The organism is Planococcus koreensis (genome assembly GCF_004761975.1).
Classification (GTDB): Bacteria; Bacillota; Bacilli; order Bacillales_A; family Planococcaceae; genus Planococcus; species Planococcus koreensis.
On the sequence record NZ_RQII01000013.1, the window covers coordinates 57,108 to 66,208 of the forward strand.

The 9,101-nt window shown below is 48.7% G+C and carries 10 protein-coding genes and 1 rRNA gene; all 11 read left to right on the top strand.

Going from position 1 to position 9,101, the window contains the following annotated elements:
- The first annotated feature begins 32 nt into the window (after nucleotides 1-32).
- On the top strand, nucleotides 33-977 hold the full coding sequence (locus tag EGV91_RS02755; protein WP_135500649.1) for a DNA-directed RNA polymerase subunit alpha: 945 nt from the start codon (nucleotides 33-35) through the stop codon (nucleotides 975-977).
- Nucleotides 978-1,023: 46 nt separating this feature from the next.
- Nucleotides 1,024-1,398: a 50S ribosomal protein L17 gene (gene rplQ / locus EGV91_RS02760; RefSeq protein ID WP_135500650.1), complete on the top strand. Its 375-nt coding sequence runs from the start codon at nucleotides 1,024-1,026 to the stop codon at nucleotides 1,396-1,398.
- A 340-nt stretch (nucleotides 1,399-1,738) separates the two neighbouring features.
- Complete coding sequence (locus EGV91_RS02765) at nucleotides 1,739-2,587, top strand: energy-coupling factor ABC transporter ATP-binding protein (RefSeq protein WP_135500651.1); 849 nt, start codon at nucleotides 1,739-1,741, stop codon at nucleotides 2,585-2,587.
- Nucleotides 2,563-3,435, top strand: a complete 873-nt coding sequence (locus EGV91_RS02770) for an energy-coupling factor ABC transporter ATP-binding protein (protein WP_135500652.1) — start codon at nucleotides 2,563-2,565, stop codon at nucleotides 3,433-3,435. The genes EGV91_RS02765 and EGV91_RS02770 overlap by 25 nt, the downstream gene beginning before the upstream one ends.
- Nucleotides 3,432-4,229, top strand: coding sequence for an energy-coupling factor transporter transmembrane component T family protein (locus EGV91_RS02775; protein ID WP_135500653.1), 798 nt, complete (start codon nucleotides 3,432-3,434; stop codon nucleotides 4,227-4,229). Before EGV91_RS02770 ends, EGV91_RS02775 begins: the two co-directional genes overlap by 4 nt.
- Before the next feature lie 11 nt (nucleotides 4,230-4,240).
- Nucleotides 4,241-4,984 carry a tRNA pseudouridine(38-40) synthase TruA gene (truA, locus tag EGV91_RS02780; RefSeq protein WP_135500654.1) on the top strand — a complete coding sequence of 248 codons (744 nt, stop codon included), beginning with the start codon at nucleotides 4,241-4,243 and terminating at the stop codon, nucleotides 4,982-4,984.
- Between the two features lie 208 nt (nucleotides 4,985-5,192).
- Nucleotides 5,193-5,630 carry a 50S ribosomal protein L13 gene (rplM, locus tag EGV91_RS02785; RefSeq protein ID WP_135500655.1) on the top strand — a complete coding sequence of 146 codons (438 nt, stop codon included), beginning with the start codon at nucleotides 5,193-5,195 and terminating at the stop codon, nucleotides 5,628-5,630.
- 29 nt (nucleotides 5,631-5,659) lie between these two features.
- Nucleotides 5,660-6,052, top strand: a complete 393-nt coding sequence (rpsI, locus tag EGV91_RS02790; protein ID WP_135500656.1) for a 30S ribosomal protein S9 — start codon at nucleotides 5,660-5,662, stop codon at nucleotides 6,050-6,052.
- 134 nt (nucleotides 6,053-6,186) lie between these two features.
- Complete coding sequence (locus EGV91_RS02795; RefSeq protein ID WP_135500657.1) at nucleotides 6,187-7,248, top strand: Mrp/NBP35 family ATP-binding protein; 1,062 nt, start codon at nucleotides 6,187-6,189, stop codon at nucleotides 7,246-7,248.
- 163 nt (nucleotides 7,249-7,411) lie between these two features.
- Complete coding sequence (locus EGV91_RS02800; protein ID WP_135500658.1) at nucleotides 7,412-8,095, top strand: KinB-signaling pathway activation protein; 684 nt, start codon at nucleotides 7,412-7,414, stop codon at nucleotides 8,093-8,095.
- 520 nt (nucleotides 8,096-8,615) lie between these two features.
- Nucleotides 8,616-9,101, top strand: a 16S ribosomal RNA gene (locus tag EGV91_RS02805); the annotation flags it as partial.

Consider the following 9,101-nt stretch of genomic DNA (forward strand, 5'->3'; position numbering starts at 1 on the left):
AAATACCGACGTTTTGAAGGAGGGTAAAATGAATGCTCGAAATAGAAAAACCGAAAATTGAAACGGTCGAGATCGACAACACTGCTAAATACGGCAAGTTTGTTGTTGAACCACTTGAACGTGGATATGGAACTACTTTAGGAAACTCCTTACGTCGAATCTTACTTTCATCTTTACCAGGCGCTGCTGTTACTTCGATTCAAATTGACGGTGTCTTGCATGAATTCTCCACTGTTGAAGGTGTAGAAGAAGATGTAGCATCAATCATCTTGAATATTAAGAAACTGGCACTGAAAATTTACTCTGACGAAGAAAAAGTCATTGAAATTGATGTAAAAGGTGATGGAACGGTTACGGCTGCAGATATCACACACGACAGTGATGTGGAAATTCTGAATCCGGATCTATATATTGCAACAATCGCTAAAAACGGACACCTGCGTATGCGTATGTATGCGAACAGAGGCCGTGGATACGCTCGTGCAGATCAGAACAAACGTGAAGATCTACCGATCGGCGTTATTCCGATTGACTCTATTTACACTCCAGTATCACGCGTGAACTTCCAAGTGGAAAACACACGTGTGGGCCAGCTCGCTAATTTTGATAAATTATCTCTTGATGTATGGACAGATGGCAGCATTGGTCCTAAAGAGGCAATTGCACTTGGTGCGAAAATTTTTACTGAGCATTTAAATATCTTCGTTGGATTGACTGATGAGGCTCAAACGGCTGAAATCATGGTTGAAAAAGAAGAAGACCAAAAAGAAAAAGTGTTGGAGATGACTATCGAAGAACTTGATCTCTCGGTCCGTTCTTACAACTGCTTAAAACGTGCGGGTATCAACACGGTACACGAACTGGCAAGCAAGTCGGAAGACGACATGATGAAAGTACGCAACCTCGGACGCAAATCACTTGAAGAAGTTAAAGTGAAGTTAGAAGATTTAGGGTTGGGCCTTCGCAAAGAAGACTGACACTTATAATCGGATCCGATATATTTAACAAAGGAGGGAAACTTCAATGAGAAAGCTACAACGTACAAGTTCTCAGCGTAAAGCACTATTACGTGACCTTACAACAGACTTAATCGTTCATGAACGCATTCAAACGACTGAAGCTCGTGCGAAAGAAGTTCGTTCAACTGTAGAAAAAATGATTACGCTTGGCAAACGTGGAGATCTTCACGCACGCCGTAAAGCTGCAGCATTTATTCGCCGTGAGTTAGTAACTACTGCTGACGCAGAAGGCAACGAAAACACAATCTTTGCTTTGCAAAAATTGTTTGATGACGTTGCACCACGCTACGCAGAACGCCAAGGCGGTTACACTCGCATCATGAAAATGGGGCCTCGTCGCGGAGATGGCGCACCAATGGTAATTATCGAATTAGTTTAATTTGAATCAGCAGGTTCAAGTTAGATCCTCCAGCTGAACTTCAGCCGGAGGGACAATTGATTTACTGGAAGAGGGTTCATGCCCTCTTCTTTTAGCATTATGGTTTATACGACACTCATGAAAAGCTGAGCGTTATGATGAGCGAGTCTTCGGACGGCGTCTTGTCTAGCTCTACGCACCTCATTCAACCCTGGCTTAAGCAACCGGGGCGCCATAGAGACAGAAAAGCGCATTTCTCTGAATGAGGTGCGCGCTTTTTTTTATCCATTTTTAGTTTTACAATTGCTTATGAGACCGAGTAGAGTAGAGGTAGTTTGCAATTTAGGGGAGGCTAGCAGAGATGAATTCGATTATTATGTCATTAGAAAATGTGACATTTACATATGCGCCAGAAGACGAGTCGGTTCGGCCAGCAGTCGCAGACCTTTCTTTCACGATAGAAGAAGGAGAGTGGATTGCGCTGGTCGGACATAACGGCTCAGGCAAATCAACGATCGCCAAGCTGATGAACGGTTTGCTGTTCCCGAATTCCGGCAAAGTGACGGCAATGGGCAAACCGATGTCCGAAGAAACGCTATGGGACATCCGTTCACAGATGGGGATGGTGTTCCAAAACCCCGACAACCAATTTGTCGGGGCGACGGTGCAGGACGATGTGGCTTTCGCTTTGGAAAACAATGGCGTACCGCATGAAGAAATGGTGGTGCGTGTGAAAGAATCGCTGCGCCAAGTGAAGATGGAAGATTATATGGACCAGGAGCCTCATCATTTATCCGGTGGGCAGAAGCAGCGCGTGGCAATTGCCGGCGCATTGGCTTTGCGGCCGCGCTTGCTGATTTTAGATGAAGCGACGTCGATGCTCGATCCGCAGGGGCGCATGGAAGTGATTGAAACAATCCGTGAACTGAGAAAAGCGACCGGTTTGACGGTCATCTCCATTACGCATGACTTGGAGGAAGCGGCATTGGCGGACCGGCTGATTGTCATGAACCAGGGGCATAAACAATTGGAAGGCAGCCCGGAGCAAGTATTCCGTTCGGGAAGCGAATTGATAAAGCTGGGATTGGATTTGCCATTTGCGATGCGCATGACGCATTTGCTGCGCAAAGAAGGCGTAGATATTAAAGGCGAGCATATGACAGAAGATGAGTTGGTGGATGAGTTATGGACATCTTACTCCAAGATGTAGGGTACAGTTATGCGAAAGATACGCCATTTGAAAAAAGGGCATTGCATCACGTGAATCTGCACATCCCGTCTGGATCCTATACAGCGATCATCGGCCATACCGGTTCCGGAAAATCGACTGTTCTGCAGCATTTGAACGCGCTGCTGAAACCGACGGAAGGCACCGTGATGATCGGCGAACGGAAAATAGAAGAGGGGACAAAGGCGAAAAATCTGCGTGATATCCGCCGCCAAGTCGGCATTGTCTTCCAATTTCCGGAACAGCAGCTGTTTGACGAGACCGTCTTGAAAGACATCATGTTCGGGCCTTTGAATTACGGTGTGCCGGAAGAAGAAGCAAGCCGGCGCGCACGCGAATTGGTCCAGCAGCTTGGGCTTCCAGAGGATGTGCTGGAAAAGTCGCCGTTCGACCTGTCGGGCGGGCAAATGCGCCGGGTGGCGATAGCGGGCGTCCTCGCGATGGAACCGGACGTATTGGTGCTTGATGAACCGACAGCGGGGCTGGATCCAAGAGGCCGCCGTGAAATCATGGATCTTTTCTACCGGCTCCATGTTGAAAAAGGGCTGACGACGGTACTCGTTACGCATAGCATGGAAGATGCCGCGCGCTACGCCGACCAGATTGCAATCATGCATGGCGGCAAATGCGTGGTGACAGGCGATCCGGTCACTATCTTTTCCAATGAAGAGCAATTGCATGATTACCGGCTTGAACCGCCGCGTTCAGTCCGCCTGCAGCGGCAATTCGAAGAAAAGATGGGCATCAAACTGGACGCCATTTCCCTGACCGAGGAAGCCTTGGCGAAAAACATCGCGCAGGCGCTTCAGAAAGGGCGTGACGCAGAATGATTGAGAAAATGATCTTCGGCCGTTATATCCCCGGCGACTCAATTGTCCACCGGATGGATCCGCGTGCCAAAATCCTCTTCGTGTTTATTTTTATCGCGGTGGTTTTTGTAGCGAATAATGCGTTGACTTACGGCATTTTGTTGGGCTTCACGCTGTTTGTTGTATTTTTGTCGAAAATCCGCCTGTATTTTCTGGTGACAGGCTTGAAACCGGTCTTTATTTTATTGATATTCACATTCCTCTTGCATATTTTCTTTACGCGCGAAGGGGATGTGCTGCTGAGCATCGGTTTTATCGAGATTTATGAAGAAGGGCTGCGGCAAGGTATCTTCCTGTCGGTCCGCTTCCTGGTGCTGGTGTTCATTACGAGCATCTTGACGCTGACGACTTCACCGATTTCCATAACTGATGGCATTGAAACCTTGCTTGGGCCGTTCAAGCGCGTGAAGCTTCCGGTGCACGAGCTGGCGCTGATGATGTCGATTTCGCTGCGCTTTATCCCGACCTTGATGGATGAGACGGGGAAAATCATGAAGGCGCAGATGGCCAGGGGATCGGATATCAGCTCTGGGCCTGTGAAAGAACGCATCAAAGCGGTTGTGCCTTTACTGATTCCGCTGTTCGTCAGCGCCTTTAAACGGGCGGAAGACTTGGCGACAGCGATGGAAGTGCGCGGCTACCGCGGCGGTGAAGGCCGCACCCGCTACCGCCAGCTCGACTGGGGCTTTAAAGATACATTCAGCATGGCGCTGCTTGTCGGTTTGACAGCTGTTCTTTGGTATTACCGGACATAAGGAGAGAAAGCATGAAACGAATGAAAGCGAAAATCGCCTATGACGGGTCCGGTTTTGCGGGCTACCAGGTCCAGCCGGATTCGCGTACGGTGCAGCAGGAATTGATGAAAGTTTTGAAGACGATCCATAAAGGCGAAATCGTGCAAGTGGTGGCGAGCGGGCGGACGGATGCGAAAGTGCATGCGACCGGCCAAGTCATCCATTTTGATACGCCGCTGTCGATTCCGGACAGCGGCTGGCTGAAGGCGCTCAATGTGCTGCTGCCGGAAGACATCCGGGTGGCGGAGATCCACGAGGCTCCTGAAGGTTTCCACGCGCGCTATCACGCGGCGGGGAAGACCTACCGCTACAAATGGGACCGCAGCCAAGTGATCAGCCCGTTCACCCGTAATTACATGGTGCATATCAAGCAGCGGCCTGACCTTGTGAAAATGCAGCAAGCGGCCGAAGCGTTTATCGGCACCCATGATTTTTCGAGTTTCTGTGCTGTCAATACGGGCGTCGTCGATAAAGTCCGGACGGTGAGGCGCCTGGAATTTGAGGAGCACGGGGAAGAGCTCCACATGGTCATCGAAGGATCCGGCTTCCTTTATAATATGGTGCGCATCATCGCAGGTACCTTGATGGAAGTCGGGCTCGGCAGAAAAAACGTGTCGGAAGTGGCGGACATCATTGCTGCCAAAGAGCGGGGAGCGGCTGGAAAAACAGCTGCGGCCCACGGTTTATACCTTGAAAATGTGGAGTATGATTGCTGAAACAACTTTTCCTGGTGTATTTTGAAAAACCCTTGACTTTCCACCCGATTCGTTATAACATGATGTATGGTATTTTCATTACCCCCACGATATGCCCCGGAAGGTTATTTGTGTTAAGGGATAACGAAAAAACGGAACAACGGACATGTGCCAACGGGACTTGGTGCATGATTAATAACAGAGATGATATTTTAGGAGGACAATATACATGCGTACAACATTCATGGCTAAAGGTCACGAAGTCGAGCGTAAATGGTTGGTTGTCGATGCAGAAGGGCAAACTCTTGGACGTTTAGCTTCTGAAGTCGCTTCAATCTTACGTGGTAAATACAAACCAACATTCACACCAAACGTTGACACTGGTGATCACGTGATCATCATCAACGCTGACAAAATCCACTTGACTGGTAAAAAACTATCAGACAAAATCTACTACCGCCACACACAATACAGCGGTGGTTTGAAACAGCGCACAGCACTTGAAATGCGCACTAAATACCCGACTAAAATGCTTGAATTGGCTATCAAAGGGATGCTTCCAAAAAACTCTCTTGGCCGTCAGACGTTCAGAAAACTTCATGTTTATGCTGGACCAGACCATAACCACCAAGCACAACAACCAGAAGCTTACACGCTTCGCGGATAATCATACGTAAATAAGAGGAGGATACACCTTTGGCACAAGTTCAATATATTGGTACAGGTCGCCGTAAAAACTCTACAGCTCGCGTACGTTTAGTACCTGGCGACGGCACAATTACAATCAACAAACGTGACGTATCGGATTACGTTCCATACGAAACTCTTGAGCAAATCATCAAGCAGCCACTAGTTGCTACTGAAACTCTAGGAAGCTACGACGTCCTAGTAAACGTAAACGGCGGTGGATTCACTGGACAAGCTGGCGCAATCCGCCACGGTATCGCTCGCGCTCTACTTACTGTAGACCCTGCTTTCCGTCCAGCGTTGAAATCTGCTGGGTTGTTAACACGTGACCCACGTATGAAAGAACGTAAAAAACCAGGTCTTAAATCAGCACGTCGCGCACCTCAGTTCTCAAAACGTTAATTTTTCCAAAACCCCTTTTCTCTTCGGAGCAAAGGGGTTTTGTTCTGTCCAGGGAGAAAAGGCAGAATTGATTTAAAATAAAGTCTGCTATGTTATACTTTACGGTGAGCAAAAGTGAGAAGGAGTGTATCCATATGTTGAATGAAGCACAAGTTCGCGAATTACTGGGGACGTTGCAAGACCCGTTTTTACATAGATCGCTGACTGAAACGAACGGCATTACGTCGGTCACGATAAAAGAAGAGAAAAAACACGTCAGCGTGAAGCTGGCTATCGCTAAAACGAACACGCCTGAACAGATGCAGTTGCAGATGAAGGTTGTTGAAATTCTGAAAGAAGCGGGAGCGGGTTCTGTCGGCATCCGTTTTGAAGAACTGCCTCCAGAAGCATTGGCGCAATTCCGCGGCACTGCGAATGAATCAGAAGCACAAGACCTGCTGTCGCCATTGAACAAAGTTGAATTCATTTCGATCGCCAGCGGCAAAGGCGGCGTCGGCAAATCGACAGTATCCGTAAACTTGGCTGTCGCGCTTGCACGCCTTGGCAAAAAAGTGGGCTTGATCGATGCGGATATCTACGGTTTCAGTGTGCCGGATATGATGGGCATCGATAAATCGCCGGTCGTCCGGGGCAACACAATCATTCCGGTAGAACGTTTCGGCGTCAAAGTGATTTCAATGGGCTTTTTTGTCGAAGACAATATGCCAGTCGTATGGCGCGGCCCGATGCTCGGGAAAGTCTTGGATCAATTCTTCCGCGACGTTGAATGGGGCGAATTGGATTATTTGCTGCTGGACTTGCCGCCAGGGACAGGCGACGTAGCGCTGGATATCCACCAGATGCTGCCGGCCTCAAAAGAAATCGTCATTACGACACCGCATCCGACTGCAGCGTTTGTTGCTGCGCGTGCAGGTGCGATGGCCATTCAGACCAATCACGAAGTGCTGGGAGTCATCGAGAACATGTCGTGGTTCGAAAGCAAAGAAACGGGCAAGAGAGAATACCTTTTCGGCCAAGGAGGCGGTCCGAAGCTTGCTGAAGAGCTGCAGGCTCCATTGCTTGGACAGATTCCACTGGGCCAGCCGGATTGGAACGAAGCAGATTTCGCACCGTCTGTTTATACAGCCGACCATCCGACCGGGAAAATTTACGAAGACATCGCAACACAATTGCTAAATCAATTCGCTAAAAAATAATCAATCGAGTCCGGCTGCGCATCGCACAGCCGGGCTTTTCCTATTTATGAACAGAATGCCATCGATTTCATGCTTTGTTCACATCCACGGGTCGGGCTTGATGGATTTTTTGCCGCCAGGTTGGTACAATCTTAAGAGGATTTCATACAATGGAGGCATTAATGTGACAATACGAAATTGGGTTAAATTTTTTATAAATGCTCTTTTTATCGGCGGAGCAATCACCGGGATACTTGGTTTGTTCATCCGCTGGGATGATGTTTTCGCAGAAGCTTTTGCAAATGGCCAATGGGGAGAGATACTCGCAGGCGTTGCTTGGATGGTCGTTGTCGGGATGACGATGAGCATGATCAGCCAGATGGGCTTTTTCGCGTACCTGACGATTCATCAATTCGGCGTCAATATGTTCCGGACGCTGCGTTTATGGAATTGGGTGCAGCTGTTGATCATTGCGATCGTTATTTTTGATTTGATCGTCTTCCGATTTGCACCGAATGCGGATACGGGAAGCCAGCAACTATTATATGGCGTATTGTTGGCGATCTTGCTCGGAGTTTCATTGGTTACCGCATATTTCAAAGCAAAATGGACAACGAAGAACACATTCATTTCAGCTTTGTTCTTTATGATTGTCATCACGACTTTGGAATGGCTTCCAGCTTTGATGGTCAAAGCCGATAACATCGACAGCTGGGTGGCATTGCTGCTGTTCCCTTTCCTGTCGGTGAATGCTTACCAGCTATTGGCGTTGCCGAAGTACAATGCCAAATCGGATATCGACCGCGAGAAGCTTGAGGAGCGGAAGGCTACACGGAGACTGGCAGCCCAAGCAAGCCCGAAAAAATAAAGATGCAAAAAGCAAAGCCGACCGGATTTCTCTTGCTGAGAGATCCGGTCGGCTTTTTTTTGGAGAGGAATAGCAGAAGAGCATTTGCCGAAAAAAATTGATGCAAAAAAACGCGGAATTTTCCGACGCGGATTTCTTTCAGGCTTCTGGCAGCTGGAGCGCTTGAAACAAGAGATGAGGAATGCAGGCGGCGCAAGGGTTTAGGCGCAATTGAAGAAGGAAGTACAAAGAAAGAAGTGCGCAAAGAAAAAGAACTGAAAGAAAAAATCTCAAAGGTGTTGACAGGAGTATAAACATGCTTTAATATAATAAAAGTCGCCAAGCAACAACGAGCTACACAAACACAGATGACGGCACACAACATGAACCTTGAAAACTGAACAGCAAAACGTCAACAACACGCAACGGCCGCGCAAAACGGCCCGCGCAAAACTTACTGATCAGCCTCGTGCAGATCAAAAGCGAATCGTGCGTCTTCGGACGGCGATCGCCAGCAGTATTGAGCAATCAACACTACTCTATAATGGAGAGTTTGATCCTGGCTCAGGACGAACGCTGGCGGCATGCCTAATACATGCAAGTCGAGCGGAACGTTGGGAGCTTGCTCCCTTCGTTTAGCGGCGGACGGGTGAGTAACACGTGGGCAACCTGCCCTGCAGATCGGGATAACTCCGGGAAACCGGTGCTAATACCGAATAGTTTTTTGCCCCTCCTGGGGCGGAACGGAAAGACGGTTTCGGCTGTCACTGCAGGATGGGCCCGCGGCGCATTAGCTAGTTGGTGGGGTAACGGCCCACCAAGGCGACGATGCGTAGCCGACCTGAGAGGTGATCGGCCACACTGGGACTGAGACACGGCCCAGACTCCTACGGGAGGCAGCAGTAAGGGAATCGTTCCGCAATGGACGAAAGTCGTGACGGTAGACAATGCCGCGTGAGTGACGAAGGTTTTCGGATCGTTAAAACTCTGTTTGTAAGGGGAAGAACAAAGTACCAAGTAACTACTG